This is a genomic window from Streptomyces sp. NPDC050636 (genome assembly GCF_040654775.1).
GTDB lineage: Bacteria > Actinomycetota > Actinomycetes > Streptomycetales > Streptomycetaceae > Streptomyces.
In genome coordinates, this window is the sequence record NZ_JBFAIP010000002.1 from 402,431 (window position 1) to 429,274 (window position 26,844).

Consider the following 26,844-nt stretch of genomic DNA (forward strand, 5'->3'; position numbering starts at 1 on the left):
TCAGAGGCGTGCACGGTGCGTTCCGATCTTTCCGTTGTTGCTCAGCACGGCGGCGACCTGCGCGCCGTACGTGTCCAGTCCCTCGGCGCCGCTCCCCGGCAGGCCGGTCAGCCGGGGCAGCAGATCACCGAAGGCGTTCACCTCACCCACCACGAAGCGCCGCCAGCCCACCATGGGCAGCAGATCCACGCCCACACACAGGGTGCGCGGGAAGCAGGCTGCTGCCGCCTCGCAGACCGCGAGGGCATCGGCCCAACGGGCTCCCGACGCCTCGACGGACGCCCGCGCCGCGCCGAGGTCACCGCGCGCGCCACCCAGATGGAGGTTGGTCATCGGCGAGCGGCTGGTCCGTACGACGGCATGGGTGGCGCGGCCGTCCACGACCACGACCCGCAGATCGGCGGCCCGGCCGGTCTGCGCCGCCTTGGGAATCCAGCGTTCGATGTGCAGACCGTCCGGCGCCAGCGCGTCGACGATGGCCGCGATCTGCCGCTCGTCCGTGTAGCGGCGGACCCGTAGTGAGTTGAACAGGCTGCCGTCCGGGCACAGTTCGGCGGAGGTCGTGGCCCGGAACCGGCTGCGGCCGTCCGTCTCCAGGGCCAGCACGCCGGACGCCGAGGAGCCGTGCGCCGGCTTGAGGAAAGCGCGTCGCAGGCCGGCGTCCCGCAGCAGCTCGCGGGTGTCCGTCCAGCCACCGACAACCGGCCCGGCCGGCCCGGAGGTGGGTGACTCGGGAATCGGTACCCCGGAGGCACGCAGCACCCCATGACACCGTCGCTTGTCGAACAGCACCGCCATCTCGGCCGGATCGTCCAGAAGCGTGGCACCACCGGCCGAAGCAGCGTGGGCGACCTCGCGCACCGCCTCCGTGAAGCGGGCGTACCACCGGGCCGTGCCCTCGACCCGGGTCGGATCGACGACGCCCCGCAGCAGCCGCTCGACCTCGGCGTTCTCCCCGGGCGAGTCGATCCGTACGATCTCCCCGGAGGCGAACTCCGCGCCCGCGCACAGCACATCGGCCCAGGGCAGCACGCGCGGCGCGGGCAGCCCCGAGGCGCGCACCGCTTCGGCGAAGAGCGTCACCCGACGGTTCTCGGGGTTGCCGACCACGGCGAAGCGGGGCACGGCGGTGCCCGTGCCATCGGTGCGGCCGACGGTGCTCACCTGCCCATCACCTACTCGGTCACCGCGGCATACCGCCACACCGTGCCGTCGTCCTCGTCTTCCTCGCCCCGCTCATCGATCACGACCTCGACCCCGCTGGGCTCCAGAGCCTCGCGCACCCGCCGCACCATCGCGTCGGTGAGGTAGTGGTGGTCCAGGTCGAGCTTCTTGAGGTGGGTGAGCGGCTGGCCGCCGAGCAGCGCCTCCGCGCCGGTGTCCGTCAGCGTGCCCATCGACAGGTCCAGCGTCTCAAGGCCCGCGACGACCGGAGCGGCGCCGACCGCCGCGGCGATCTCGTCCTGGATCTCGCTGTTCTGCAGCCCGAGGTGGCGCAGCGCGGGGAAGCGGCTGCCGGAGAGCGCGGCGGCCAGATCCTTGACCTCGTAGTCGCCGCCGTACCCGGGAACGCCCAGCCAGAGCGTCAGCGACTCCAGTGCCGGGAAGTCGCTCTCGCAGATCCCGCGGACCGCGGCGGCCGGCAGCCCGCCCGACTCGAACCGCAGCTCGCGCAGCGCCTCATGCCGTACGGACGGGAAGACCAGGCCGTCCCCGCCGCGAACGGAGAGGCTCCGCAGCGCGGGGAAGGACGTGAGCAGCGGTGTGACATCGGACTGCTGGATCCACGAGATCTCCGACTCCTCCATCACCATGTCGCCGAGGAAGATCGCGCGCAGTCCGCTGAGCCGGTCCTTCGCGGCGACGACCGCCGCCACCACCACGGCCGAGGAATTCTCGTACGTCTCACCCCACTGACCTATCACCAGGGCGCGTACGCCGGACAGGTCCACGGCCTCGGTAAAGCGCTGCCAGCACTCGGCGAAGGTCTCTTCGTCCTCGTACGGGTCGACGGACAGCCGCCAGGCGACCGCGCCGGGCTCGGGGAGGGCCGTCGTGTCGGCCGTGTCCTGCGGGAAGTCGTGGACGGGCAGGCCGTCCAGCTCTTCCACGTGCTCGTGGATGCTCATGGTCCGTATTCCTATCAACAGCCACTGACAATGCCGTCCCCGCACGTCGTCCGGTCACTGTCCCGTCACCGTCCCCACGGCCCATCTCCGACGATCTCGCGCACAGCCTCGCCTCGTGCAGTGATCTCTCCAACGGTTCGTACGACAGCGAGGGTTCGAGCGGCAACGCATCCCGCCGGCACACCGACTGTCACCCAACGCAGCGTCTTTCCGCAGGTCAGAGCCGATTGTCAGACCCACCCTCTAACGTTTTCAGCATCGGGCACGGCGGCGGATGAGCGTCGGCGATGCGACGGAACGCGGACGGTACGGACGAGTACTGACGAGTGCTGACGAGGGGGAGGGACGGCCTTGTACCGACAGGGAGATGTACTGATCGTGCCGGTCGAGGAAGCGGCGCTGCCGGAGCATGTGAGCGGTCTGCCGGAGGAACCGCGGGATGCTCGCGGACGGATGGTGCTGGCGCTGGGCGAGGTCACCGGCCATGCCCATGCGGTGGTCGGCGCCGGGGCGTTGAAGCGCGAGACCGGGGTTTTCGGGCCCGCATTGCTGCACCTTCCCGACGGCGGCCGCGTCGTGCATGAAGAGCATGCGGCGATATCGCTCCCCAAGGGCTGGTACCGCGTGGTGCGCCAGCGGGAGTACGTGCCGGGGTCCGTGCGGTTGGTGGCCGACTGACGGACGGACCGACTTGGCGGTCGAGCTGACGGACGGGCGATGAAGGGGGCGGAGAAGTGGTGCTGGTGAAGGGGGAGTCGGACATGGAGACGGCCGGAGGAGCAAGGGGCGAGGCCCTGTATGCCGGAGACGGCGTACGGGCCGCAGAAGTCGAGGAGTGGCGTCAGGTGGCGGCCGCGACGGGGGCGGCGGACCGGGCGGCGGCCGAGGCGGGAGTGCGGCTGGCCTATCGCCTCGCGGGGCTCGCGGAGCCGGAGCGGGTGGAGTGGGCCGGTTCGCCGCGGGAGGCGACGGCGCGTGTGCTGGCGTCGTCGCAGGCGGAGCTCGGGGCGAGTGTGCGCGACGCGGTGCGGACCCGGCCCTGGGCCGACGAACGGGCCGCGCTGCACGCCGAGTTGGGCCGGGCCGCGTGGGGCGAACGATGGGGTCTGACCGGCGGCCGTCTGTGGGATACCACCCGTGCACTCGCCGAGCGGATACGCACCGGGGTCGTCGAGGCTCTGGCCGAGACGCCGCAGGACGAGCCGGCGGTGCGCCTGGCACTGCTGGACGTGGTGCTCGGGCAGCATGACGCGCCCTGGCTGGCCGCGTTCGCGGGGGCCGGTGAGCGGCTGGCGGGCATCGCCGAGGTGGCTCGCAGCGCCGGCTGGTGGTGGCCCTACGAGAAGGTGGCGATCATCGCCGAGCGGCCGGTCGAGCTGCATCGCGACGAGGCCGGGCGGCTGGACCGGGGCGATGGCCCGGCGCTCGCCTTCCCCGACGGCTTCGCCCTGTACGCCTGGCGCGGGATGCCGGTCCCGGCCACCTTCCTGGACGGGCTGGCCGGCCTGACACCGGAGCGCATCCGGAAGGAGGAGAACGCCGAACTGCGCCGGGTGATGCTGGAGTTCTACGGCTACGACCGCTACCTCGACGAGTCGGGAGCGCAGCCGCTGCACCGCGACGAGGCGGGCATCCTGTGGCGCATCAACCTCGACGACGATGAGCCGGTGGTGATGGTCGAGGTGGTCAACTCCACGCCCGAGCCGGACGGCACCCACCGCACGTACTGGCTGCGGGTGCCGCCCCGGACCCGTACGGCGCGCGAAGGCGTCGCATGGACCTTCGGACTGGGAGAGGAGGCCTATGCGCCGGTACGGGAGACCTGAGCGCCCGGCGCACCCGGAAGCTCGGCAATGGGTGGAGCGGCAACGGCGCCGACCTTCGCGGCGACCGCGGCTGCGGAGGTGACCGTGGCCGAGCCCGTGGCGGCCGTCGGGACCGTGGCTGTGATCGGGGCCGGGGCCGGGGTCGGGGCCGGGACAGTGGCTGCGGTTCGGGTCGTGGGGGTCGTGTTGAGGGCGTAGTGGAGTTCGTCCGCCTTGATGAGGGCGGTATGGGTGCCCCGCGCGGTACAGGCGTGGGCCCCCGCGACGGTCCCCAGTCGTGCGCACTCCTCCAGGTCCTGGCCCGCCAGCCGACCGTAGAGGAATCCGCAGGTGAAGGCGTCGCCGGCGCCGTTGCTGTCCACGACGCGGCCGGGCGGGACCGCGGCGGGGATCAGCCGTGGGGTGCGGTCGTCGGGGGTGAGGAGATACGCGCCGCCCGCGCCGGCCGTCGCGATCACCGCCTCCGCACGCCCCTTGCGGAGGATCTCCCGCATAACGGGCCCGATCCGCTCACCGGCCCCGGCCGTGCTGAGGAACACCAGGTCGGAGCGGAACGCGAACTCCCGGTGATGGCCGCTCATTCCGTTCCAGTCGTGCAGATCGGTGGAGACGGGGATGCCGAGGGCTTCGATGTCGTCGTACAGAAAGCGGGCGAAGTGTGTGATCGACAGGTGGACGTGGCGGGCACGGCGAAGATGGGGCAGGTAGTGCTCGGCGGGCATACGCAGGTCGAGCGGGTCGCGGGCGTCGTAGAAGGACGTCCGGCGGCCGTCGGGGGCGACGAGGTTGACGGCACGCCGGGTGCCGTGCGGGGAGGTCAGCGGCCGGAAGTCGACGCCGGTACCGGCAAGTCGCTCACGGACCAGGGTGCCTTGGTGGTCGTCGCCGATGAAGTCCACGAATCCGGTGGTGAGTCCGAGCGTCGCACAGCCGAGCGCGACTCCGGTGCCTGTGTGTCCCGCCCATTCCTGGATGGGGGGCACTCCGTATGAGTCGGCGGACGGTACGGGCAGTGCGCCGACGCGCACGATGGTGTCCACGCCCGATCCACCGACGACCAGGACGTCGTACGGCTCATTTTCCTGCTGGAATGTCACAAGCGTCCTTGTATCCCTTGCTGGTGAGACCGCCTGCGGACGTTGCGTCCGCAGCCGGGATTCTAGACGCAGGGTCGCCTTATACCGGGACGATAGGGACTGGCGTGACGTGCGGGGGGAAACAGCTTCCGGGAAGTCGTGACCGGTGGCCGCGGCCGGCGGTCCGTGGCCGGCGACTTGAGTCCGATGGCGAGCGGCCGCCGAGCCCCATGAGCCCCGGTGACCCCTTGCCGGTCCTAGGGTCTGTCCGGTGAATTCCCTTGGGCCGGTTGGCAGAAAGGGGCGTTGACACGGATGTGGTGTGCACTGAAGTCTGAGACCGGTCAGCGATCATGGCCGGCAATCCGGCCGACGGGGGAGCGGAGGAGGAATGGCAGAGGGCATCGATGGTGACCGCACTGCGATCGTGATCGGTGGCGGGCTCGCCGGAATGCTCGCTGTCGCCGCCCTGTTGGGACATGTCGACGCGATCACAGTCGTCGAACGCGATCGGTATCCGGCCGGGCACGCCTTCCGCAAAGGCGTCCCGCAGGCCCGCCATCTGCACGTTCTCCTCAGCGGTGGCCGGCGCGCGCTGGACACCCTGCTGCCCGGTACGGTCGCCGCGCTGACCGAGGCCGGGGGGCGGAGCCTGTATCTGCCGCGCGATCTGCTCACCCGCACCCCCACCGGCTGGCAGCGGCGCTTCGACGAGCGCCGGCACCCCACGCTGAGCGTGACCCGACCCGTCCTGGACGCGGTCGTACGGGAGCGCGCCATGCAGGCGGCCGCCGATTCGCCCACCCGCGTCGAGGTCCTGGAGGCGACCGAGGCGACCGGCCTCACCGGGGACGCCCAGCGGGTGACCGGCGTACGCGTACGGTCACGGAACGGTGAGCGTGCCGACCGGGCCGAGCGTGTGCTCTCCGCGGCGCTCGTCGTGGACGCCTCGGGCCGCGGTTCCCGGGCGCCCCAGTGGTACGCCGAACTCGGCCGGACCGCGCCGCACGAGGAGACCGTCGACGCGGGGCTCGCCTATGCCACCCGGATGTATCGCCCCAGCGACCCGGCCGGCGCACCGGACGCGGGCGTCAATATCCCCGGCTGGCCGGAGTGCCCGCGGGGCGGCGCATACGTGCCGGTCGAGGACGGCAAGTGGCTGCTGACGCTGTCCGGAGTGCGCGGGCACCACCCACCCACGGACGCGGCCGAGTTCACCGAATTCAGCGCCACGATCGGCGACCCATACGTCCGTGAACTCCTCGCGCACGCCGAGCCGATCTCGCCGGTGCACGGCTTCCGCGACACGTACAACCGCCGCCGGCACTTCGAGCGTTCCGGTGCCGTGCCCGAAGGGTTCCTTGTCCTCGGCGACGCCAACTGCACCTTCAACCCCGTGTACGGGCAGGGCATGTCGGTCGCGGCTCTCGGCGCGCTGGCCGTCCGCGGCAGGCTCGACGCGGGCGGTGGCCTGCGCCCCGGGATCTCCGCAGGGGCGCAGCGGGCGGTGGCCCGCGCCGCGGAATCCGCCTGGGTCGCCGCGGTCGGCTCGGACCGCCCGTACGCGAGCGACGGCGACGCCAAGGCGAGCCTGGGCGAGCGGCTGAGCACCTGGTACCTGGACCGGCTGATCGCCCGCGCCGCCATCGATCCCGTCGTCGGCGCGACCTTCCGCGACGTCTTCTGCCTCACCGCCCCGCCGTCCCGTCTCGCCGCCCCACGCATCGTGTTCCGCACCGTCTTCCTGCCGCGCCGACCGGGCCTGCCCAGCCCACCGGCCGTCATCGAGCGAGTGTGAGCCGCCCTGGAAGCCGGTCCTAGGGGTGGGGCCGAGTCCCGAAAACGGGACTCCCCGGGCCGTGAACCGCGGAAGACTGAGCCAGAAGGTGAGCACTGAGCCAGAAGGTGGGCCATGGCGTGGACGACGACACAGGACCTTGACGCGTTCGAGGCGGCCGCCGGCACGTTCTTGCGGGCGCGGCCGACGGACCACACCGTACTGCTCTCGGTGACGGCCTCCCTGCGTGAGCTGGGGGCGGATGCGTACGGGGCCGACGCGCCGTGGTTCGGATGGTGGCAAAGGGGCGGGAGGGAGACAGCTGTCGAGGCCGCGCTCGTATGGACCCCGCCACGGACCGTGCTGCTCTCGCCGACACCGCACGAAGCCGCCGCGGAATTGGTGGATGAGCTGGCGCGGCAGCGGCTCACGATTCCCGGGGTGAATGCCGTTCGTGCGGCGGCTGAGGCCGTGGCCGCGGCGTGGCGGCGACGCCACGGCGGCACGGTGCAGACCGCGGAACGCCACCGGCTCTACCGGCTCGGTGTGCTGACGCCGCCGACGCCCGCCCCACCCGGTGTGGCGCGGGGCGCCACGACCGCTGACCGCGACCTCCTCCTCGCCTGGTTCGCGGCCTTCGCCGCCGAGGTCGGCGATCCACCGCCCCGGGACGCCCGTGCCGTCGACGACCGGATCGCCCACGGCCGCTGCACCCTGTGGGAGGTGGACGGGCGCCCCGTCTCCATGGCCGGAGTCACCCGTACGCTCTGCGGTACGGCCCGCGTCGCCCCCGTCTACACCCCGCCCGACCTGCGCGGACGCGGCTATGCGGGGGCAGTGGCCACGGCCGTGTCACGTGCGGCGCAGGAATCCGGAGCCGCCGGTCTGCTGCTCTTCACGGACCTGGCCAACCCCACCAGCAACGCCCTCTACCAGCGTCTCGGCTACCGGCCGGTCGAGGACCATCTCGTCCTGGAGTTCGCGCCTGCCTAGCCCTCGCGCCGACAGGTCCCGGCAGGCCTGGCCGACGGACGTAGTCAGCTGCCGGTCGAACATCACTCCATCCCGGAATTTCCCGGCCCGTCGCGCGGTTTGTTTCTGCGGGTGATGGTGTGGAGGCCCGGGTGAGCGGCCCGGCGCGCCGGAACCCACCGCTCGCGCGGTCCGTTCACTTCGCGACTGCCCCGACCCTGGAGGTGCCGTGACCGGTTCCCGACCCCGCCGTACGCCACTCGCCGCGCTGCGCCCCGCGAGTTTCGGCGCCGAGCCCACCGGGGAGCGGCTGGCCAGGATGCGCAGGTCGCCGCAGTTCGTGGACGGTCAGTTCCGCAATCCGGCACAGACCAGACAGCTGCTCCAGGGGTCCGCGCTGCCGATGGCGCGTACGCAGCTGAGCCGTGAGGGGCGGCTGCGCCGGGCGCCGGTCGGCCGGATTCCGGTGCATCACCCGAGCGCGGCGGACTGGGGCCGGCCGCCCGGCTCAGGGCTGCGGCTCACCTGGATGGGGCATTCCAGCGTGCTCGCCGAGATCGACGGGCAGCGGGTGCTCTTCGACCCGGTCTGGGGTGAGCGTTGTTCGCCGTTCAGCTGGATCGGACCCAAGCGGATGCACCCGGTGCCGGTCGCGCTGGAGGACCTCCCTCCGGTCGACGTCGTGGTGATCTCGCATGACCATTACGACCATCTCGACATGCCGACGGTCCAGGGGCTGACCAGCACCGGCGCGGCCTTCGTCGTGCCGCTCGGGGTCGGCGCCGACCTGGAATTCTGGGGCGTCCCGGCGGAGCGGATCACCGAACTGGACTGGCACGAGTCCACCCGCGTCGGCGGGCTGACCCTCACCGCCACGCCCGCGCAGCACTTCTGCGGCCGCGGGCTGCGGGGCCCGCAGCACACCCTGTGGGCGTCCTGGGTGGTCGCCGGGCCCGAGCACCGCATTTACCACAGCGGCGACACGGGCTACTTCTCCGGTTTCGCGAAGATCGGCACGGAACACGGACCGTTTGACGCGACGATGATCCAGATCGGCGCGTACAGCGACTTCTGGCCCGACATCCATATGACTCCGGAAGAGGGGCTGCGCGCCCACGCAGACCTCTCCGGCGGCAGCCCGGCCGGCGTTGTGCTGCCGATCCACTGGGGCACGTTCAACCTCGCGCCGCATCCGTGGTCCGAGCCTGTGGAGCGTACGGTCGCGGCGGCGCACCGTACGGGTGCGAAGGCGGCCACGCCCCCGCCGGGCCGGCCGTTCGAGCCCGCGGGCGAGCCGGTCGTGGCACCGTGGTGGCGGGCGGTGGCAGTGCCTCCCGTCCAGGGTTGGCCGAGCTGGCCGGGGGCGCGTATCGCACCGTCGGACACCATGGAAGAGACCCCGTCCGAGGCGCCAACTCCCTCCGTTTGAACGGGAGTTCGGATCGATTCGCACGACAGTGCCATGGCACCCACTTACGGAGGTGGCGCGGGGTAGCGAAACCCCGAGTCGGTCTGAACCCCACCCCCGCAACAACTAGCGTGCGTGCTCCGCGAACTGCCAACGGCCGATCCGGAGGGCGCCGATGCCTACCGCTTTCCCCCTGGGGACGCAGTCGTCCCAGGAGGCTCAGAGGTCCCCGGGGACCCAAGGGTCCCCGGGGGCCGCCCCCGTACCCACATCCGCAAGGCGGCGGGAGCGTGACGGCGCACGGCACGGCCGGGCCTCGTTCCCCGAGTCGGCCGCCGACTCGGCGATACGGTCCCGCCTGGTCCGCCTCGCCGCCGTCCCCTGCCTCCTCGTCGCCGTCACCGGTGCCGCCGTCACCGCCTTCGTCGTCCAGGCCGGCGGCGCCCAGATCGGCAGCCGCGAATGGGCGGTGCTCTCCGGCGGGCTGACGCTGATCTGCGTCATCGTGCTCACCGCGGGCGCCGCCGCCAACTCCGAGGCCCGCGCCACCGTCACCCGCTACGCCCGCCTGCGCCAGGTCTGCGCCCGCAGCCAGTCCGACCTCTACGACGTGCTGGACCGTGTACGCCAGGGCGAGTGGACGCCGCACCGCAACCCCGACCCGGATCTGCTGCCCACCGGCGACACCCTCGATCTGCTCGCCCACGAAGTGGCCGCCGCGGGCCGGGCCGCCGAGTCCGCCGTCATCGACGCGGTGGCCATCGCGCGCAGCAACGCCACCGGCAGTGAGCAGAAGGTCGAGGTCTTCGTGAACCTCGCCCGGCGTCTGCAGTCCCTGGTGCACCGCGAGATCGAGCTGCTGGACGAGCTGGAGAACCAGGTGGAGGACCCGGACCTGCTCAAGGGCCTCTTCCATATCGACCACCTGGCCACCCGCATCCGCCGCCATGCCGAGAACCTCGCCGTCCTCGGCGGCGCCATCTCACGCCGCCAGTGGAGCCGCCCGGTCTCCATGACCGAGGTGCTGCGCTCCGCCATCGCCGAGGTCGAGCAGTATCCGCGGGTCAAGCTCGTCCCGCCGATCGAGGGCACCCTGCGCGGCCACGCCGTCGCCGACGTCATCCACCTGCTCGCCGAACTCGTCGAGAACGCCTCGATCTACTCCGCGCCGCAGACCCATGTCCTGCTGCGCGCCCAGCTGGTCACGGCCGGCCTCGCCGTCGAGGTCGAGGACCGTGGCCTGGGCATGTCGGTGGAGGAGCAGACGCAGATGAACGCGCTGCTGGCCGACCCCGAACACATCGATGTCGCCGAGCTGTTGAGCGATGGGCGGATCGGTCTCTTCGTGGTCTCCTCGCTCGCCCGTCGGCACGGCATCGTGGTCCGGCTGCAGAGCAACATCTACGGCGGTGTGCAGGCGGTCCTGGTCCTGCCGCAGGACCTGCTCGGCGCGGAGTCGAGCCAGGGGGCCGCGGCCCGTACCGGGTCCCCGGACAGCGACCCGGTACGCGACCGCCACGGCGACTGCGACGACTGGCAGGACCTGCGTCACGAGCCGGGCAACGGAAGCCTGGATGCCGCCTCCCATCCCGACGCCGATCGCGCTCTCGACCTACCGCATCGGGGCTACGACGACCGGACGGTCACGGCCCACGCCCACGGCGACCCCGACTCCGGCACCTCGAACGGCCGAGCGGTCCGTGGCCGTGGCGCCACGAGCGCCTCTGACGAACGCCCCGCCGACCCCGGCCCGGTCGTGCTGCCGCCCGCCCCGCCCGCCCGGCTGGACAACAGCGCCCGGCCGCGGCTGCCCCGCCGACGCAAACAGGAGCACCTCGTCCCCGAGCTGCGCGGCGACCCGATCCTGCCGTCCGCCATGCGCAGTACGGGTCCGGAGCCCGAGCCGGACCCCGGCCTGATGGCCGCGTTCCGGCGCGGCTTCAGTCTCGCCGACGAGAGCTACGCAGCCGGCCGCCGCTCCGGGAACACCGCCGGCGGCAATGCCGACACCGCAGGCCAGGGCGGCAACAGCAGCACCGCCGGCGGCAATGACCCGCTCTACGACCCTGACCACGACGCCCCGATGTCCCGCCCCCGAGGAGACGACCCCCACCATGGTGAGTGATGTGCACGCGCAGCCGCATGCTCCGCTGCAGCGAGGTCAGCACACCGATCTGTCCTGGCTGCTGACCGGACTCGTGAAGCGCGTCCCGCATGCCCGCAGCGCGCTCCTGCTGTCCTCCGACGGCCTGGTGAAGGCCGCCGACGGCTTCGACCCGGACAGCGCCGACCACATGGCGGCCCTGTCCTCCGGTCTCTACTCGCTCGCCCGCAGCACCAGCGCGCGCTTCGGGGAGGGGGACAAAGTGCTTCAGGTCGTCGTCGAGCTGGAGTCCTCGTTCCTGTTCGTCTCCGCCGCCGGCACCGGCGCCTGCCTGGCCGTCCTGGCCGGGCGCGAGGCCGATGTGGCGGTGCTGGCCTACGAGATGGGCATGCTGGTCAAGAGCGTCCGGCCCTATCTGTCCACCCCCGCACGCCAGCAGGCACCGGCGGGCGGGCTCTGACCATGGCGCTGAGTCGTCGACGGCGGCAGAGCGGCCAGGACGCACCGTGGTACGACGACGCGGCCGGCCGGTTGGTCCGGCCGTACACCATCAGCAACGGCCGGACCCGCCCCACGGCGCACTTCGACCTGATGACCATGGTGATGGCCACCGGGCGGCGGCCCGCCTCCTGCCAAGGTCCGGACTACGCCCAGGTGTTGGCGCTGTGCGGCGGGCCGGTCTCGGTCGCCGAGATCGCCGCCCACATACGGCTGCCCGCCGTGGTGACCAAGGTGCTCCTCGCCGACCTCGTCGACTGCGGGGCGCTCACCGCGCGGGCCCCGGCCGCTGTTTCGGCAGGGCCCGCGTCCCCTACCGACCGAGCCCTACTTGAGGCGGTGTTGAATGGACTTCGCAAACGACTGTGACCCCCAGGCGCTGGGGGATCCCTCGCCCGACCTCTTCCCGACCGCGCTCAAGATCCTGGTCGCGGGCGGCTTCGGGGTCGGCAAGACGACCTTCGTCGGAGCGGTGAGCGAGATCGAACCGCTCAGTACGGAAGAGCTCCTCACCCAGATCAGCATCGGCACCGACGATCTGGCGGGCATCGAGGACAAGAACACCACCACCGTCGCCATGGACTTCGGGCGGATCACCCTCAGCCCCGACCATGTCCTCTACCTCTTCGGGACGCCGGGCCAGGAACGTTTCTGGTTCATGTGGGACGAACTGTCCCACGGCGCGCTCGGCGCGGTCATCCTCGCCGACACCCGCCGCCTGGACCAGTGCTTCGCCGCCGTCGACTTCTTCGAGCGGCGCGGCATCCAGTTCATCGTCGCCGTCAACGAGTTCGACGGCTCGTTCCACTACGAACCGGACGAGGTCCGCGCCGCCATAGACCTGGAGCCGGAAATCCCGGTCGTGCTCTGTGACGCCCGCCAGTGCAGCTCGGCCACCCACACCTTGGTATCGCTCGTTCAGCATCTGCTCACCCCCGCCCTCGCCGCGACCCCGGAGCCTCCGTGAACCACCCCGTGTCCCGCGTCCCGTACACCTCCTACGACCCGACGCGCCATCTGCTGCTCACCCCTCAGGACGACGAGGCCCCGGCGCGCGTCGCCCGGCTGCGCGCCCTGGGCATCGGCGATTCCCCGCTGCCCGCGTTCGACGAGTTCGCGCGGAAACTGGCGCGGACGACCCAGGCGCCATACTCCATGGTCAACTTCATCGACGAACACCGGCAGTACTTCGCCGGGCTCTACGCGCCCGCGCAGGACCATGCCGTCGAGTTGGGCCCGGCGCCCGCCAGCGCCCAGCCGGGCCGGGTGATGGCCCGCGACCACGGCTACTGTCCGCATGTCGTGGTCCGCCGCAAGGCCCTGGTCCTGGAGGACGTCTGCGACTATCCACGGTTCGCGGGCAACCCCGTCGTCGACGAGATCGGCATCCGCTCCTACCTCGGCGCGCCGCTGATCGACCGTACCGGGATGGCACTGGGCACGGTCTGTGTCGTGGACCTCGAACCGCGTCCCTGGGGGCGGGAGGGGCTGGCGACGATCAAGGCGATGGCCGCCGAACTCGTCGAGCAGATCCACCGGATGGAGGACCGGCAGACCGACATGTCCTGATCCGGCCCTGCCCGGCAGGACGGGCCCGGACCGCGGCGCCGGCTCGGTGCCGAGGGCCGCGGCCCCGGGTCAGGACCGGTCGCTCACCCTGAAAGGCGCGAACCAGGAGCGCCGCCCCGCGGAGGGGCCGGTGCGCTGGCCCGGGACGGTGGCACTCGCCTCCTCCGGGTCGCTTGTGTCCTCCTCATCGGGCCATTCGGCCGGGTCCAGCCGCAGCAGCTCCGCGAGGCGGCTGGACCACTCGCCCTTCGCCTGGCCCAGGGCCAGCTCGCCCAGGCGCAGCAACTGGATGTCGGAGGTGCCGGCCGGCGCGAAGATATGGTGCGCGTCCCGCAGGAAGCGCTCCACCGGCCGGTCGGTGAACAGCCCGCACGCGGCGTGTATGTCCATCGAGTCCTGCGCCGACTCCAGCGCCGACTCCACATTGACCAGCTTGGCGTTCATCAGCTCCGCGTCGCACGGCATCCCCTGGTCCAGCAGATGCACCGCGTGGTACGCGGACAGCCGGGCGAGCAGCAGCCGCGACTGGATGCGCCCGAGCTTGAGCTTGATGTTGCTCAGGTCCGCCAGCGGTTTGCCGTAGCGCTGCCGCTCGGCGCAGAACTTCGTCGTCTCGTCCAGCACGGCCTGATGGATCCCCAGGGACACGGCGGTCAGATTCGGCCGTCCGTACAGCACGCTGGAGGAGTAGGCCACGGACAGACCGTCGCCCTCGCGGCCGAGCAGATTCGCCGCCGGGACCCGGCAGTTGTCGAAGAACAGCTCACCGAAGCTGAAGCCGTGCAGTCCCATCGCGGGCTTCTGCTCGCCGACGCGGAAGCCGGGGCTGTCGGACTCCACGAGGAACGCCGACAGCCCCTTGGAGCCTTCGCCGGTGCGGACGACCACGCCGTGCAGATCGCCGACATGGCTGTTGCCGACGTAGATCTTGCGGCCGTTGAGGATGTAGTCGTCGCCGTCGCGGACCGCGGTGCTCTCCATCCCCAGCACATGGCCGCCGGACTGCGGTTCGGTGACGGCGATGGTGGGCAGGCAGTCACCCGACGCAATGGCCGGCAGCCAGGTCTTCCTCTGCTCCTCGCTCCCGAAGTGGACGATCTTCGCGACGCCCAGCTGTGAAGCCTGCACCATGGCGCCCATCGCGGCGCTCACCCGTGAGAGCTCCTCGATGATCAGGGTCTTGGCGACATGGCCGGCGCCCATCCCGCCGTACGCGCGGTGCACGGTCGCACCGATCCACCCCTGACGGGCGATCAGGCGCGAAAGGTCATGACAAACGGAACGGCTCGCCTCCATCTCCGCAATCCGGGGGCGGACTTCGCATTCGGCGAAGTCCCGGACCCGATGCCGGAGCGTTTCATGTCTCTGGTCGGTGAAATAGCGGTGCAAGACGAGCCCTCCTCCGCGATCTCCCCCGCGCTGTTCGCTCCCCGCCTCGGGACGGCACTGGCGATACCGTCTGCTGTGGTCATTTCGGAACGTGATCTGATGCTTACTGCGAGCAATACCCGTTGGCATACCTACTGCGGAACGCGTGAAACATCAACAGGGTGTCTTTATGTGCGGGTTGGAGTGTGAGGAACCCCCTCACCACCCCCGCCGGATCCGCGACGGTCCGTACACCCTGGTCGGCGATGGCCGGGCGCGGCCCCGGGCAGGCCCCGGGAACCGCGCCGCCCCACAGCCCCAGGCGGGCGCTCAGTGACCGGCATCGCAGCAGGACTCGCGGCGCTGCTGCCGGCCCACCTCCAGCCAGTCGACGGCGTCCGACCGCAGCGCGCGGGCGGACGGGGCGGGGAAGGAACCGACCAACTCCCGCTGCTCGAACAGTCGTCCGCCACGCAGTACCGCCGAGGTCCGCACCAGCGAGTCGAAGTCGGTGAAGGGGTCACCGTCCACCAGCGTCATATCGCCGAGCTTGCCCACCTCCAGCGTCCCCAGGTCCCGCTCCGCGCCGAACACCTTGGCGGGCAGCGCGGTCGCGGTGCGCAGCGTCTGGCTCACGCTGAGACCGCCCCGGTGCAGCGCGCGCAGACACAGGTGCAGGCCCAGGCCCACCGGCGTCAACGGCTGGTCGGTGCCCAGTGCGACCAGCCCGCCGCCGCTCAACACCCTTCGGTAGACGGCGACTTCGGTCTGGATGTCGGTCAGCTGGACGGGCGTGGGACGGTGCCCGGCGTTCTCCCGTACGAACGCGGTGTCCCAGGGCGGCATCAGCGTCCCCACACGGGCGTCATCGGCCAGCGCCGGATCGTCGCCGAGCAGCGCGGACGCCGAGAACGGCGTCGCGAGGAGATGGAAGCCGGTGCCGGTGTAGACCTCCTCGACGTCCTGATAGGAGTGCGCGGAGCCGGACACCGCATGGCCGAACTCCGCCCGCTGGGTAGCCTGTAGATGGGTCGTCAGGTCCTGTCCCAGCTGCACGCCCGGGGTGAGCAGATGGCTGCCGGCCCGGACACCGAGCCGCTCGTGGGCGAAGCGGGCGGCCTCCTCCATCACCCAGCCCGGCGCCCGTACGTACGTCTTGACGAAGTCCCAGTCCAGGGCCGCGCCGCGGTCCAGCGAGCGGCGCAGCCCGGCGCGGGTGCCATGCGCCCGCCCCATGCTGTACGCGACCCGCCCGCCGTCCAGCAGCTCCCCGGAGGTCAGCAGCCGCGGCCCGGCGAGCACACCGGCGGCGACGGCCTCCCGGATGCGCGCCTGCTCGTAGGAGAAGCCGCCGCAGGAGACCGCGGTGGTGATGCCGTAAGCGAGCTGCAACGCCGTCTGTCGGCCGCCGTACGTCGTCTGCCACGGGTGGGTGTGCGCGTCCCACAGGCCGGGCAGCACGGTCTGCCGGGAGGCGTCCACCGTGCGGGCCGTACCGGCGCGGGCCGCACGGTGCGGTTCCACGGCGGTGATCCGTCCGTCCCGGACCACCACATCGACGTCCTCACGCACCTCGTCGCCGGTACCGTCCCAGAACCTGCCCGCATGGACGACGGTGTCCCGGGCGCGCGACCCGCGGTGTTCGAGGGACAGCGGCACGGTCCGCGCCGCCCCGCCGGACAGCCCGATCAGCCGCAGTTTGCCGGCCGAGAGATACAGCAGCGTGCCGGAGTCCCCGGACCACGACGGATGGTCGGCGCACTCGTCGGTCAGCCGCCGCGGCGCACCGTCCGGCGTGCCGTCGGGCCGCACCGGCAGCACCCACAGGGCGGACTCGGCGATCACCGCCATCCACCGCCCGTCGGGCGACCAGACGGGCCCGGAGTCATAGCGGTCGGCGAGGGAGACATGGTCGGCGAGCGCGTGCAGCCGGGCCTTCCCGGTCTCGGTGTCGACGACCCGGATGACGTTGTAGCCCTCGCGGAAACGGCGGTTGAGGCGGTTGCGGTCGCAGAACGCCAGATAGCGGCCGTCGGGCGACCAGCTCGGGCGGCCCGGCAGCCCGCCGGTGCCCATCGGGGCGGCCAGCACCTGCTCCTTGCCGTCGGCCGGCGTCCGCACGACGAGATTCCCCGACATGTCGAGCGCGGCCAGCCGTCCGCCGTCGGGCGACAGCGCCGGCTGCACGCGGCCGCCGGTGGCCAGCACCGTCTCCTCGCCGGAGGCGATATCGCGGCGGCGCACGGCGAACAGCCCGTCCCGGTCGTCCGCGTACAGCAGCGAACGGCCGTCACGGGACCAGCTCGGCGCGAAGACATAGCGGGTGGCATCCGCGCGCACGATCCGACGTGGCGCACCGCCACCCGAAGTCGGCGCCACCCAGAGGGAGTTGAGCGCGGCGAAGGCGACCCTGCGGCCGTCCGGGGACAGCGCGGGCAGATGCACCCCGCGCACCGGCTGCGCCCCCGTCCGCTCGAAGCCGTAGTCCTTGACGCGGTACCCGGGGCGGTCCAGCGGCAGCCTCGCGGTGAAGGGGATGGTCTCGGCCTGCTCGGGCGCATCGGCCTTGACGATCCGGAACTGCCCGCCGACCGTCAGCAGTAACTCGTCCCGAGAGACCCATCGCGGGGGCACCGGCTCCACATCCCCGTCGACCGCGAGCGGCTCACCGTCCACGACGAGGGTGCACGTGGGGCCCGGATAGTCGGTGGTGCGCAGATAGGCGAGCCGGCCGGCGGGGGAGAGGGCCGGTGCCATCACCCGGGCGTCCGCCGCCTCGGTGTGCTCGGTGCGCACCGCGCCGCCGCCGTCGGCGGGCACCGACGCGACCGTACGGGACAGCAGCGCGGCGCCCGCCACCTTCCCGCGCACGAACGTGATCCGGGAACCGTCCGGCGACCAGCAGGGGTCGAAGTCCTCCCAGGCGCCGTCCTGATGGGACCCGTCCTGACCGGGCAGACCGGTCACCCGTGTCAGCCGCTCGGTCTTCACGTCCAGCACCCAGATCCGGTACGGGCTGCCGGCCACCGCGTCGCCGCCCCGCTCCGAGGCGAACGCGATCCGTGTCCCGTCGGGCGACCAGGCGGGGCCGCGGTCGTCCCACGGGCCGTCGGTCAGCTGCCGGAGACCGGAGCCGTCGGTACGCAGCGTCCACAGGTGGAAGCCGCCGCCCCGGTAGGCGCAGACGGCGATCAGGCGGCCGTCGGGGGAGTGCACCGGCCGGGTGGGCTCCAGGTCGGGCGGGGTCAGGGCGACCGCGTCGCCGCCCGCGCGCGGCAGCGACCACAGGACGTTCTGGATCTCGGCGACCAGGCGGTCGCCGGACGGTGCGAGCGTGCCGGCACCGTTGGTGGCGGCGGTGAACGAGAGCGCATCGCCGGGCGCCCCGGCGGCCGGCTGCGCCGCTGCCCCGGGCGCGGCGGCTCCCGCCAGCCCCGCCGCTGCGGCGGCCGATGCGGTGCCCTGCAGAAATCTGCGGCGGGACAGCGGCATCGGGACGGGGGACGCGTTCTCACAGGAAGGTTCAAAACGGTCCGTGGTATCCAACTTTCCTCCTGGGACAGGGAGTTGCGGCACAGACGCCGGAAGCGAACCGACTGATCGTGTCACGCCGGCCGAGTGCGCGGGCAACCCGCCAAGCGCGCCCCTTGGCGCGCGGTCGCGGAGAGGGAGAGAGTGGGCAACCGACGTCTCGTCAGCAACCGACCGCAGCCAGGAGATGACGCCATGGCCGACGCCATGCAGCCCATGCAGCAGGACTTCCACCAGGCCCCCGACGGCGCCCGCATCGCCACCTACACATGGCTCCCGGAGTCCGGCCATCCGCGCGCCCTCGTCCAGATCGCCCATGGCGCCGCGGAACACGGCCGGCGCTACGACCGGTTCGCGCGTTTCCTCGCCGGTCACGGCTATGGCGTCATCGCCTCCGACCACCGGGGCCACGGTGGTACCGCCGCCTCCACCGGAGGCCGCGGCGTGGTCGGCGAGGACGCCTGGCGGGCGATCGTCGCCGACCTCAAGGGCATCGGGGACCACGCGGCCGCCGCCCACCCCGGAGTCCCCCTGGTCCTGCTCGGCCACAGCATGGGCTCGATGCTGGCCCGCGACTACGCCCAGGAGTACGGCGCCGACCTCGCCGGACTGATCCTCACCGGGACGTTCCGCACACTGCCGGGCGCGGAGCTCGACACCTCCGTCGCCGAACTGGAGGAGGAGATCGCCGAACACGGGCGCACCCACCTCTCCGCATTCATCCCCCGCACCTTCAGCTCCTTCAACGACGCCTTCACCCACCGCACCGGCTTCGAATGGCTCTCCCGCGACGCGGCCGAGGTGGACCGCTATGTCGCCGACGAGGACTGCGGATTCCCGTTCTGCGCGGGCCTGGCCGTCGACTGGGTACGGGCCATCCGCAAGATCAACGACCCCGGCAACCTCGCCCGCATCCCGCGCGGACTGCCCGTCCACCTCGCCGTCGGCGACCAGGACCCCTGCCACCAGCGGATGACCCTGGTCTACGAACTGCTGGAGGACTTCCGTTATCTCGGCACCCGCGACCTCACCTGGAAGGCCTATCCGGACGCCCGCCACGAGATCCTCAACGAGACCCATCGCGACGAGGTCCAGGACGATCTGCTGGCGTGGCTGGACAAGCACATCTGAGCCCCTGGCGCCGCTCTGGCCGGGTCGCGTTGTCAGTGGGGCCCGCTACCGTCGGGAGCATGGTCACCGCTGACGATGTCCGTACGTACGCGCTCGCCCTCCCGGAGACGGAGGAGAAGCTCGCCTGGGGCGCGCCCACCTTCCGCGTCCGCGGCAAGATCTTCGCCGCGCTCGCCGACGACGACGCCTCGATGGGCTTCAAGTGTCCCAAGGAGGACCGTCAGGAGCTGATAGCGGCCGAACCGGAGAAGTTCTTCCTCACCCCCGGCCACGACGACTCGTACGCCTGGCTGCGGGCGCGGCTCGGCGCGCTGGACGATGCGGCGGAGCTACGGAGCATCCTCGCCGATGCCTGGCGGTTGGCCGCCCCGCGCAAACTCGCCGACGCGTGCCCCGAACCCTGGGAGGAGGAGGCCTGTTGACTGCCCGCGAGCCCCCGGGAGCGGACCGCCGCGCTACCGCCCCAGGAATCCGGCGATGCTCTCGCGCAGCCCGCGCGGGTCGAGGCCGTGCCCCGCCAGGTGCTCGTCGAGCTGCCCGTAGCGCCGCAGTTCCCGGCGGCCGACGCCGAGCCCCAGCACCCGGTGCGGCCGGTCCACCAGCGCCTCGGTCACGAAGCGCGTCGAGGTCCCCGCGAGATACGGCTCCACGACCGCCACCTCCGCGGCATCGGCCGCCCCGGTAGCGGCCCGCAGCGTCTCGGCGTCGAAGGGGCGCACCGTCGTCGCGTACAGCACCGTCACATCCAGCCCCTCGGTCGCGGCGAGCACCGGGTCCAGCATCGGCCCGACCGCCACCACGACCCCGCCGCGCCCCTCCCGCAAGGTCAGGAAGCGGGCCCCGTCCACCGGCCGCGGTGCCTCGTTGACTTGCACCGACAACCGCACATACACCTTGTCGTCGCCGGCCGCGGCGGCCTCGCGCAGCAGGGTCTCCGCCTCGTCCGGATGGCCGGGGACATGCACGGTCCAACCGTCCAGCGTGTCGAGCAGACCGACATCACCGGGCGCCATATGGGTGAAGCCGCCGCTCGGCCAGTCGTACGAGCCGCCGGCACTCACCAACACCCCGCCCACGCCCTGGTGGCCGAAGTCCAGCTTCACCTGCTCGAAGGGGCGCTCCACCAGGAAGCTGGCGAAGGTGTGCATGACCGGGCGCAGGCCGGTGAGTGCCAGCCCGCCGCCCACTCCGACCAGCAGCTGTTCCCTGATTCCGACATTCACCACCCTCTCCGGATGCCGTTGTGCCGCATCGGCGAAGCCGTCCTTGCCGATCTCGGCGAGTACGACCGCGAGCCGCGGGTCCTCGTCCAGCAGCCGCGAGGTGACCGAGGCAAAGCGCTCACGCATGGTGTCCATCACTGAAACCCTTTCGAAGTCCTGGTCGGGAGAAGTCCTGGTCGGGAGAAATCTGGGTTGGGCGAAGTCTTGATCGGGCGAAGTCTTGATCCGGATACGGGGAATGAGGGGCGGCGGTCCGGTCAGCCGTCCTTGGGCTCGACGCGCGCGACCACCGCGTGCGGACGGCCCGGGTGCGGCGCGCTGAAGGCCTCGTACAGTGCCTGGTGGTCGCGGCCGTCGACGGCCGTCGCGGACCAGCCCGCGGCCTCGAAGCGGGAGGCGATGCCGCCGCGCCAGCCGTGCGTGGCGGAGGAGTTGTCGATGACGAGGGTGTGCAGCCGATCCAGTCCGGCGGCGCCGGCGTAGGCCAGCGCCTCGTGGTTGCTGCCTTCGTCGAGCTCGGCGTCGCCGATCAGCACCCAGACGGCCGGCCCGGGGCGGCCCTGCGCCCGCAGCCCGAGCGCGGTGCCCACGGCCAGCGGCAGCCCGTGCCCCAGCGATCCGCTGCCGATCTCGGCACCCGGCACCAGCACCCGGTCCGGGTGGTGCCCGAGCGGGGAGTCGTACGAGCCGAAGCCCGGCAGCCAGTCGGCGGGGAAGAAGCCCTTCGCGGCCAGCACCGCGTAATAGGCCATCGGGCCGTGCCCCTTGGAGAGCAGAAAGCGGTCCCGGTCCGGGTCGGCGACGGTGCCGGGGGAGACCCGCAGCACCCGGTCGTAGAGCACCCAGACCGCGTCGAGGGTGGAGGTGGCGGCCGGACCGTGCTTCTCATCGCCCGTCATCAGGCTCATCAGGCCCGGCAGTTCATCGAATCCGATCGGCTCGGTGCGCGTGGGCACGTACGCGCCGGCCACCGTGGCGCGGGTGGCGAGGGCGTCCGTCGTGGTGGTGGTCGTGTCCGTCGTCGCGTTCGTCATACGACAGAGCCTGCAACCTCAAGCGCGCTTGAGGTCAAGTCGGGATCTTGAGGTCAAGCCGGGATGGTGGCCCCCCCTGAATCAGACCTGCCCCGGGTTGAAGACGTCCTGCTCGATGAGGATCTTGTCGATCCGGGCCTTGTCCACCCGGTTCGTCACCTCCGCGACCTCCTGGCGGTCGCGTATGCACTTGGCCAGCGTGAACGCCGAGGACACCACGAAGACCAGGCCGAGCGCGAGAAACCCGCGCTCCCAGGGCCCCACCGGCAACTTGATGATCCCGATGATCAGCGCCACCAGCGACAGCCCGAACGAGATCGCAGCCTGCACGAAGAATGCCGTGGTCGTCGGCCGCTGAATCGATGGAGTAGTCATGCGCGTAGCGTGGCGGCGCCGTGACGCGGGCGCATGAGTACGGGTACTCATCTCGGCCCGGCCGACCGCCGCACCGCGGCCGGAATATGGCAACGCCCACCCTCTGACATGCGGTATTGTTCTCATGCGCGGTCAGCCGGGGAATGTCCCGGATGGGGCGCGCATCGGGACGTGGCGCAGCTTGGTAGCGCACTTGACTGGGGGTCAAGGGGTCGCAGGTTCAAATCCTGTCGTCCCGACCAGCGATTTGCAGGTCGGAGGCCGTTTCCTCGTAAGGGGGAAACGGCCTTTCTGTTATGGCGACGTCGGTATCCATGACCACGGCAAGATCATGGAGGCCGACGTTGCACTCGTACTCCTCGTTACGGGTTCCCCTCCTCGTTGCGCGTTTCCCTCCTCGCTACGCGTTCTCCTCCGTGATCATGATTCCTTGATCACGATGCCCGTGAAGTTGTAGAGCGTCCCCTCGTCGGACTCCTCCTTCGAGCGGTGGAGAACCTGCACCTGCACAGCGAGCACGTGACCCACGGGGACGGTGCCGGTGACCCTTGTCGGTCGGTTTGGTCCAGTTCTGGTTCTCGCGGACCGTGATCGTCGCCTTGCGATCGATGGCCGACAGGGGGATGCGTGCGGGAGCCTCGCGGGTGGGCCTGAGCCGAGGCGGCGACTGTCGCGTACGCGATGAACAGGCAAAAAGGTGTGTCTGGCTTTCCTTGGCCGCTGTCTCACTCAACTCCTGGTTAAGTCGGGGCCATCCTCACTGTCCGTATGTGGACTGGTGCGGCCTGTTCCTCACGTGAAAGGATGGGTGACGCGGTCCCGGTGGTCTTAACTGCTCGTTGGGCTTGGTCCATTGGGCCGCGACGCGGTGGCGGGACGCGGGGGCGGTGAAGTCCCCGGGAATCCCGGGGAATGGGGGCGCTGCCGCGCCGGTTGGATGTGTTGGGGTCCGGAGCAGTCTGCAGGAGTTCAAGGGGCGGTGGCATGGCAGTGGGGGGCGACGGTCGGTCCAAGGGGGCGGGCAGTGTGCTCGCGGAGCGGCTGAATCATCTCTTCGCCAACATGCATCCGCCCGGGGCCCCGTACACCAACGCCTTTGTGGCCGACGAGATCAGCGGCGGGGCGGCGGAATACGGCGGGGTCAAGGTCACCGAGCAGTATCTGTCGATGCTGCGCAACGGCAGGCGCACCAACCCGAGTCCGGAGCTGCTGCGCGCGCTGGCCAAGTTCTTTGCCGTACCGGTGGGTTATCTGCTGGGCGACCTCTCACAGCCGCAGGCCGCGCGGGTGGAGGAAGAGGTCCGCTTTCTCGCCGCCATGCGGGACCAGCGGGTACGCGCCATCGCGCTGCGCTCCGTCGGCCTGCCGCCGGAGGTGCAGGACAGTCTGACGACGATCATCTCCCAGTTCCGGCAGCAGATGAATCTGCCGGCCGATCCGCCGGATCAGGGTGACCGCGATGGTCGGAGCGGTGGTCAAAGTGGTGATCAGCGTGGTGAGTGACCTGTTGCCGACAGCGGAACGCGACCGGATTTTCTCTACCTGGCGGCGGACCGGAGCCGAGGACGGGACGAGCATGAGAGTGGGGCAGATGCGCAGGCGGTGCAAGCAGCTCATCAAGGAGCTGGAGCTGCCCGCCTCGATCGATCTGCGGGGGATGTGCGACATCGTTGCCACGCGTGTGGAACGGCCCGTCCACATGGTGCCGATGAGCCTGGGCGGTGTGGTCTCGGGCATGACCGCCGCCACGGACTACGGCTACTGGGTCTTCTTCGAGCTCAAGACGTCGCCGTGGCATCAGGCGCACATCGTGCTGCACGAGCTGGGTCACCTCCTTCTGGGGCACGGTCAGGATCCGGCCATTACCGAGGACGCGCTGAAGATGTGGACGCCGTCGGTCGATGCCGCCACCGCGATGCGGCGGATGGGCCTGACGATGGGCTTCGCGCGGCACCACGGCTACGACAATCTCGCCGAGCGGGAGACCGAGGTGCTGGGCACGCTGCTCATGGAGCGGGTGGCGCCGTCGGCCGAGGAACGTGAACTCCCCCTGGAGGGGCAGGCGGCCGAACTGGCGGCGGCCCTCGGGCCCGCGTTGCAGCACATCAGGCGCCAGCAGGGCGGCGGCCTGGCCGGCAGCGACCACGAGGCGGACGGCGTCGCCGGGGGGCCACGTGTTTGACGCCATCTATCTCTGCTTCGCTGCCGCCGCCTGGGTGATCGTCGGGTACAAAGCCGTCGCCTGGTTCCGTGACCGCCGTAACGCGGACCTGGGGCTCGCCTGTGTGATGACCGGCGGTGTGGCGACGGTCTTTCTCTTCTCCGCGCCCAGCCTCTACCGCTGGTTCGACCGGCTGGTCGGTGTGGCCAACCTCGCCATGGTCTTCCTCTACTCCTCCGTCGTGGTGTTCGCCGCGGGCGCGCTGGTGCTGCTGCTGAGGTGGACGGCAGGTGAGGGCGACGCCGCTCGGGCCCGCGCCCGGGCCAAAGCGCGCGCCGCGGTCGGGGGTGTGGCCGCGCTATGGGCGGTGGCGGTCACCGGCTTCGCCGTCGGACGGCCGGACGCCGTCGAGCATCCCCGGGACTTCAGCACCGCCTACACAGGCTCTCCCGGAGTCATGCTGTTCCTGGTGCTGTATTTGGCCATCTTCGGATCGAGCCTGGCGGGCCTCGGCATGCTCTGCCCGCGCTACGCCGCACGGCTCGGCCGGTCGTGGCTGGCGCGCGGGCTCCGGGTGCTGGCCGCGGGCTGCTGGCTCGGCCTCGTCTACTGCGCCTGCAAGGTGATCGGCTTCGTCCTGTCCTGGGCGGGCCACGAAGCGCTCTGGCTCTCCAACGGCGTGGCCCCGCTGAGTGCCTCCGTCGCGGCGCTCCTCGTCCTCACCGGATTCGCGCTGCCGGCCGCCGGGCCCCGGGCCGCCGCCTGGCGTCGGCTGCGCCGCCTCTCCCCGCTCTGGCGGACCGTCACCGAGGAGACCCCCGAGGTCACGATGGAACGGTCGGCGTGGTCCGTACGGTGGCCGTTCGCCGACCTGGAGTGGCGGGCCAACCGGCAGATGGCGGAGATACGGGACGTACAGCGCGGCATCCGCAGCCATGTGGAGTCCGACGCCGTCGACGTCGCGCGCGAGCGGGCCCGCGCGGTCTCGCTGGACGACCGGCAGCTGGCGGCCGTCGCGGAGGCGGCGGCGCTCCGCCGCGGGCTGGAGAACCGCGCGGTGGGCCATGTGCCCGCCCACGGCGCCGACAGCGTGGTGGTCGCCACGGGCATCGAACCGGCCGAACTGGGCCAGGAGTACGAGCACTTGGCGCTGGTCGCGGATGTCTACCACTCGTCGCTGGTCGAGACGGTGCTCACCGAGCTGCGGCAGCGCAGCTCGGTGTCCCGCAGCTGAGCGGCGACCACACAGACGGGGTGGCCCGGTACGGGGGTCCGGGCTACCCACGCCACAGGGGCGGCATCGGTTCGTACGGGCCGATGCCGCCCGCGTGTCACCCAGGGCACCGACCGGCCGGGCCCGTGCCCCCGAGGTCCGCCTGACAGGCCGTCCGATCTGCTCGTCTAAAGTCGGGCTCCATGCAGAACACCGCCGAGACCGGCCCCGATGACCCCATCGATGTGACCCCCCTCCTCGACGATCCCCATGCCGCTTACGCCGCCCTGCGCGAGGCGGGACCCGTACACCGGATCACCGGCATGGACGGCAACCCCGCCTGGCTGGTCACCCGCTATGACGACGTCCGCCGCGCGCTCGCCGATCCGCGGCTCTCCCTGGACAAGCGGCATGCCACGCCCGGCGGTTACCGCGGCTTCTCGCTGCCGCCCGCGCTGGACGCCAACCTGCTGAACATGGACCCGCCGGACCACACCCGGGTACGCCGCCTGGTCGTCAAGGCCTTCACCCCGGGGCGGGTCGATGCGCTGCGTGAGCCCGTACGACGGGTCGCGGACGACCTGCTGGACGCCATGGCGGAGAACGGCCGCGCGGACCTGATCGCCGACTACGCGGGACCGCTGCCGATCACCGTGATCTGCGATCTGCTCGGCGTCCCGCAGGGCGACCGCCGGGACTTCCGGGCCTGGACGGATGCCCTCGTCACGCCGGATCCCAGCCGGCCGCACCTGATGAAGGAGGCGATCGGGTCGATGCTGGAGTTCTACACCGGTCTGATCGCGACCAAGCGCGCGGAGCCGGGCGACGACCTGCTGTCGGATCTGATCGCGGTGCGGGACGAACCGGGAGCCGGGGACGGCGCATCCGGTGCCGGGCCGGACGGTGACCGGCTCACCGAGGACGAGCTGACCTCGCTCGCCTTCCTGATCCTCTTCGCCGGCTATGAGAACACCGTCCACCTCATCGGCAACGCCGTGCTCACCCTGCTCGATCACCCCGAGCAGCTCGACGAGTTGCGCCGCGATCCGGCCGAACTGCGGCCCGCTGTGGAGGAGTTCCTCCGGTACGACGGTCCCGGGCCGCTGGCGATCCGCCGCTTCCCCAAGGAGGACGTGGAGATCGGCGGGGTACGGATCCCGGCCGGGGAGAGTGTGCTGCTCTCGATCGCGTCCGCGAACCGCGACCCGGGCCGTTTCCCCGACCCCGGCACGCTGGACCGCGGCCGCGACCTCTCCGGGCACCTCGCGCTGGGGCACGGCATCCACTACTGCCTCGGCGCCCCGCTGGCCCGCATGGAGGCGGAGACCGCGCTCGGCGCACTCATCAGCCGCTTCCCGGGACTGCGGCTGGACGTCCCGCGTGGTGAGTTGAGGCACCGGCGGGCGCTGCGCGCGCGTGGCTTGATTTCGCTCCCCGTGACCTGGTAAT

Annotated in this window: 23 protein-coding genes, 1 tRNA gene and 1 pseudogene; 17 read left to right on the forward strand and 8 right to left on the reverse strand. The window is 71.4% G+C overall.

From position 1 onward, the window contains the following. Both AB0I10_RS04325 and AB0I10_RS04330 read right to left on the reverse strand, forming a co-directional pair. Entirely contained in the window at positions 1–1,164 is a 1,164-nt protein-coding gene (locus tag AB0I10_RS04325) for an STM4014 family protein (RefSeq protein ID WP_363150743.1), read from the reverse strand. 11 nt (positions 1,165–1,175) lie between these two features. Further along, positions 1,176–2,129 carry an STM4015 family protein gene (locus AB0I10_RS04330; RefSeq protein ID WP_363150744.1) on the reverse strand — a complete coding sequence of 318 codons (954 nt, stop codon included), beginning with the start codon at positions 2,127–2,129 and terminating at the stop codon, positions 1,176–1,178. A 351-nt stretch (positions 2,130–2,480) separates the two neighbouring features. Here AB0I10_RS04330 and AB0I10_RS04335 point away from each other — a divergent pair, with 351 nt between their 5' ends. Continuing rightward, a complete protein-coding gene (locus tag AB0I10_RS04335) occupies positions 2,481–2,807 on the forward strand; it encodes a hypothetical protein (RefSeq protein WP_363150745.1) in 327 nt (108 codons plus the stop codon). 56 nt (positions 2,808–2,863) lie between these two features. Then, positions 2,864–3,955: a DUF6745 domain-containing protein gene (locus AB0I10_RS04340; RefSeq protein WP_363150746.1), complete on the forward strand. Its 1,092-nt coding sequence runs from the start codon at positions 2,864–2,866 to the stop codon at positions 3,953–3,955. Between the two features lie 215 nt (positions 3,956–4,170). On the opposite strand, the pseudogene AB0I10_RS04345 reads toward AB0I10_RS04340, so the two are convergent. After that, positions 4,171–5,052 (reverse strand): annotated as a pseudogene (locus AB0I10_RS04345) (PfkB family carbohydrate kinase); the annotation flags it as partial. A 370-nt stretch (positions 5,053–5,422) separates the two neighbouring features. Here AB0I10_RS04345 and AB0I10_RS04350 point away from each other — a divergent pair. From AB0I10_RS04350 to AB0I10_RS04385, 8 genes are all read left to right on the forward strand, one after another. Next, complete coding sequence (locus AB0I10_RS04350) at positions 5,423–6,829, forward strand: FAD-dependent monooxygenase (RefSeq protein WP_363150747.1); 1,407 nt, start codon at positions 5,423–5,425, stop codon at positions 6,827–6,829. A 114-nt stretch (positions 6,830–6,943) separates the two neighbouring features. Continuing rightward, positions 6,944–7,801 (forward strand): GNAT family N-acetyltransferase, encoded by an 858-nt coding sequence (locus AB0I10_RS04355; protein ID WP_363150748.1) that lies wholly within the window; start codon positions 6,944–6,946, stop codon positions 7,799–7,801. A 208-nt stretch (positions 7,802–8,009) separates the two neighbouring features. Then, positions 8,010–9,209, forward strand: a complete 1,200-nt coding sequence (locus tag AB0I10_RS04360) for an MBL fold metallo-hydrolase (protein ID WP_363150749.1) — start codon at positions 8,010–8,012, stop codon at positions 9,207–9,209. A gap of 154 nt (positions 9,210–9,363) precedes the next feature. After that, positions 9,364–11,313 carry an ATP-binding protein gene (locus AB0I10_RS04365; RefSeq protein ID WP_363150750.1) on the forward strand — a complete coding sequence of 650 codons (1,950 nt, stop codon included), beginning with the start codon at positions 9,364–9,366 and terminating at the stop codon, positions 11,311–11,313. Next, positions 11,303–11,752, forward strand: coding sequence for a roadblock/LC7 domain-containing protein (locus AB0I10_RS04370; protein ID WP_363150751.1), 450 nt, complete (start codon positions 11,303–11,305; stop codon positions 11,750–11,752). Before AB0I10_RS04365 ends, AB0I10_RS04370 begins: the two co-directional genes overlap by 11 nt. A gap of 2 nt (positions 11,753–11,754) precedes the next feature. Continuing rightward, positions 11,755–12,159 carry a DUF742 domain-containing protein gene (locus AB0I10_RS04375; protein ID WP_363150752.1) on the forward strand — a complete coding sequence of 135 codons (405 nt, stop codon included), beginning with the start codon at positions 11,755–11,757 and terminating at the stop codon, positions 12,157–12,159. Beyond that, positions 12,137–12,757: an ATP/GTP-binding protein gene (locus AB0I10_RS04380; RefSeq protein ID WP_363150753.1), complete on the forward strand. Its 621-nt coding sequence runs from the start codon at positions 12,137–12,139 to the stop codon at positions 12,755–12,757. The genes AB0I10_RS04375 and AB0I10_RS04380 overlap by 23 nt, the downstream gene beginning before the upstream one ends. Continuing rightward, positions 12,754–13,359 (forward strand): GAF domain-containing protein, encoded by a 606-nt coding sequence (locus AB0I10_RS04385; protein WP_363150754.1) that lies wholly within the window; start codon positions 12,754–12,756, stop codon positions 13,357–13,359. Before AB0I10_RS04380 ends, AB0I10_RS04385 begins: the two co-directional genes overlap by 4 nt. A gap of 69 nt (positions 13,360–13,428) precedes the next feature. Here AB0I10_RS04385 and AB0I10_RS04390 read toward each other — a convergent pair whose 3' ends face one another. Then, positions 13,429–14,748 (reverse strand): acyl-CoA dehydrogenase family protein, encoded by a 1,320-nt coding sequence (locus AB0I10_RS04390; RefSeq protein ID WP_363150755.1) that lies wholly within the window; start codon positions 14,746–14,748, stop codon positions 13,429–13,431. Between the two features lie 309 nt (positions 14,749–15,057). Continuing rightward, complete coding sequence (locus tag AB0I10_RS04395; RefSeq protein WP_363150756.1) at positions 15,058–18,219, reverse strand: amidohydrolase family protein; 3,162 nt, start codon at positions 18,217–18,219, stop codon at positions 15,058–15,060. Between the two features lie 246 nt (positions 18,220–18,465). Here AB0I10_RS04395 and AB0I10_RS04400 point away from each other — a divergent pair, with 246 nt between their 5' ends. Then, on the forward strand, positions 18,466–19,389 hold the full coding sequence (locus tag AB0I10_RS04400) for an alpha/beta hydrolase (RefSeq protein ID WP_363150847.1): 924 nt from the start codon (positions 18,466–18,468) through the stop codon (positions 19,387–19,389). Between the two features lie 59 nt (positions 19,390–19,448). Next, the gene (locus AB0I10_RS04405; RefSeq protein ID WP_363150757.1) at positions 19,449–19,811 is read left to right on the forward strand and encodes an MmcQ/YjbR family DNA-binding protein; all 363 of its coding nucleotides are present in this window, start codon (positions 19,449–19,451) and stop codon (positions 19,809–19,811) included. Positions 19,812–19,844: 33 nt separating this feature from the next. Here the strand turns inward: AB0I10_RS04405 and AB0I10_RS04410 are convergent, their stop codons facing one another. From AB0I10_RS04410 to AB0I10_RS04420, 3 genes are all read right to left on the reverse strand, one after another. Further along, positions 19,845–20,747: a transketolase gene (locus AB0I10_RS04410; RefSeq protein ID WP_363150758.1), complete on the reverse strand. Its 903-nt coding sequence runs from the start codon at positions 20,745–20,747 to the stop codon at positions 19,845–19,847. Between the two features lie 122 nt (positions 20,748–20,869). Beyond that, positions 20,870–21,520: a transketolase gene (locus tag AB0I10_RS04415; protein ID WP_363150848.1), complete on the reverse strand. Its 651-nt coding sequence runs from the start codon at positions 21,518–21,520 to the stop codon at positions 20,870–20,872. A 207-nt stretch (positions 21,521–21,727) separates the two neighbouring features. Further along, entirely contained in the window at positions 21,728–22,021 is a 294-nt protein-coding gene (locus AB0I10_RS04420) for a YiaA/YiaB family inner membrane protein (RefSeq protein WP_363150759.1), read from the reverse strand. A gap of 165 nt (positions 22,022–22,186) precedes the next feature. Here AB0I10_RS04420 and AB0I10_RS04425 point away from each other — a divergent pair. The 5 genes from AB0I10_RS04425 (at position 22,187) to AB0I10_RS04445 (ending at position 26,843) form a co-directional block, all read left to right on the forward strand. Continuing rightward, positions 22,187–22,263: transfer RNA gene (locus tag AB0I10_RS04425), tRNA-Pro, on the forward strand. Positions 22,264–23,005: 742 nt separating this feature from the next. Continuing rightward, the gene (locus AB0I10_RS04430; protein ID WP_363150760.1) at positions 23,006–23,524 is read left to right on the forward strand and encodes a helix-turn-helix transcriptional regulator; all 519 of its coding nucleotides are present in this window, start codon (positions 23,006–23,008) and stop codon (positions 23,522–23,524) included. A gap of 79 nt (positions 23,525–23,603) precedes the next feature. Next, positions 23,604–24,203, forward strand: coding sequence for a hypothetical protein (locus AB0I10_RS04435; RefSeq protein WP_363150849.1), 600 nt, complete (start codon positions 23,604–23,606; stop codon positions 24,201–24,203). Then, the gene (locus AB0I10_RS04440; RefSeq protein WP_363150761.1) at positions 24,196–25,416 is read left to right on the forward strand and encodes an MAB_1171c family putative transporter; all 1,221 of its coding nucleotides are present in this window, start codon (positions 24,196–24,198) and stop codon (positions 25,414–25,416) included. Before AB0I10_RS04435 ends, AB0I10_RS04440 begins: the two co-directional genes overlap by 8 nt. Positions 25,417–25,598: 182 nt before the next feature. Continuing rightward, a complete protein-coding gene (locus AB0I10_RS04445) occupies positions 25,599–26,843 on the forward strand; it encodes a cytochrome P450 (protein ID WP_363150763.1) in 1,245 nt (414 codons plus the stop codon). The last annotated feature ends 1 nt before the right edge of the window (position 26,844 follow it).